We start from the raw sequence: 1,938 nt of genomic DNA, 5'->3' as shown, positions 1-1,938 counted from the left end.
GTTGTTCGGCGGCCGGGCCGGCGACGGCGCCCCGCCAGGGCGTCCAGGCGACGGAGGTCGCGGGCAGGCCGCGGGCGCGGCGGCGCTCGGCGAGCGCGTCCAGCCGGGCGGTGCCGGCCGCGTAGCCGCTCTGCCCGGCGCCGCCCCATACTCCGGCGGCGGAGGAGAAGACGACGAACGCGTCCGGTGCTCCTTCCTCGAGCAGGGTGTCCAGGCGAGTGGCGAGGTCGGTCTTGGCGGTGACGGCGGCGGCGAAGCCCTCCAGCGTGGTCTCGGTGAGGGTGGTCAAGGGGGCCGTGGGCGGGGCGACGTAGACGGCGGACGGGGTGTGCCGGGCGAGGAGGTCGCGCAGCGCGGCGTCGTCGGTGAGGTCGCAGGGCACCACGGTGGTGCGGTCCGTGAGGCCGTCGAGTGCGTCGTGGACGCCGCCGGTCAGCCCGGCGAGGACGATGCGTTCGGCGCCGCCGGCCAGCAGCCGGCGGGCGAGCGGGCCCGCGACGGCGGCGATGTCGCCGATGACGAGCGCGGTGCCGCGCGGGCGCGGTCCGGTGGCCGGGGCGGCGGCCGGGGCGTGGACGAGGCGGCGGCCGTAGCTGCCGGAGCCGCGGACGGCGACCTGGTCGTCGGCGCCGGGTGCGGCCAGGGCGCCGGCCAGCTGGTGGAAGGCGCGGGCGTCGGCCGGTTGCGGCAGGTCGGCCAATCCGCCCCACAGGGCGGGCAGTTCGATGGCGGCGACGCGGCCGAAGCCCCAGATCTGGGCCTGTTCGGCGGACGGCGTCTCGGCCCCCGACACGGCGACGGCGCCGGCGGTGACCGCCCACAGGCGGGCCTCGATGCCCGAGTCGGCGGCGGCCTGGGTGAGGGTGAGGGTGGCGGTGAGGCCGAGCGGGACACCGGGATGGCCCGGGTGTGCGCCCTCGGTGAGGGCGAGCAGCGACAGGACCCCCGTCAGCGGCTCCGCGCCGGCCCGGTCGGCCGCCTCGGCGAGCCGGGCCCGCAGCAGGGACCGGTCGGCATCGGCCGGGTTGACCACGAGCGTCTCGACACGGGCGCCCCGGTCGGCGAGGGCCTGGCGGGCCAGGCCAACCTGTTCGGAGCCGTTCAGCGGCTCGGGCAGGACCAGCAGCCACCGGCCCGACAGCCGAGCCGCGTCGTCGCCGCGGAGGTTCTTCCAGGTGATGCGGTAGGACAGGGACTCGTTAGGGCCGGTTACGGCGGTGGGAGCGGCCGGGGTAACGGGGGCGTGCCAGTAGTGCTCGCGCTGGAAGGGGTAGGTGGGCAGGTCGACCTGGCGGGCGCCGGTGCCGTCGAAGAGGGCCGCCCAGTCGATGTCGGTGCCGTGCACGAACAGGTGGGCCGCGGAGGTCAGGAACCGCTCCAGGCCGCCGTCGTCGCGGCGCAGCGTGCCGGTGACGGTCACGTTCTCCGCGGTCTCCCGGATGCCCATGGTCAGCACGGGGTGGGCGCTGGACTCCACGAACGTGCCGAAGCCGCTGTCGACGAGCTTGCGTACGGTGTCCTCGAAGCGGACCGGGTGGCGCAGGTTGCGATACCAGTAGGCGGCGTCCAGGGTGTCTTCGAGCTCACCGGTGACCGTGGAGTGGAACGGGATCTGCGGACGGCACGGGGTGACCGGGGCCAGGGCGTCGAGGAGTTCGGCTTCGATGCGTTCCACGTGCGCGGAGTGGGAGGCGTAGTCGACCGGGACCTGGCGGGCCCGGATGCCCTCCGCCTGGGCGGCGGCCACGAACGCCACGATCGCGTCCGCATCTCCCGATACGACCGTGCTGGAGGGGCCGTTGACGGCGGCGATACCCAGGCCGGTGCAGGCTTGGAGCCGCTCCTCGACCTGGGACACGGGCAGCGGGATGGAGGCCATGCCGCCCAGCCCGGCCAGCTCCCGCCCGATCACCGCCGCCCGCAGCGCGACCACCCGGG

Annotated in this window: 1 protein-coding gene; it reads right to left on the bottom strand. The window is 76.0% G+C overall.

What is annotated here, in order from left to right; genetic code table 11:
• On the bottom strand, positions 1-1,938 hold a 1,938-nt coding region (locus AB0I98_RS49785), incomplete at both ends, for a type I polyketide synthase (protein ID WP_362953152.1).

It is taken from the genome of Streptomyces sp. NPDC050211 (assembly GCF_040656035.1).
Taxonomy (GTDB): domain Bacteria; phylum Actinomycetota; class Actinomycetes; order Streptomycetales; family Streptomycetaceae; genus Streptomyces.
Note: the sequence above shows the minus strand (reverse complement) of the source record. Positions and strands in the feature narration are given on the sequence as shown.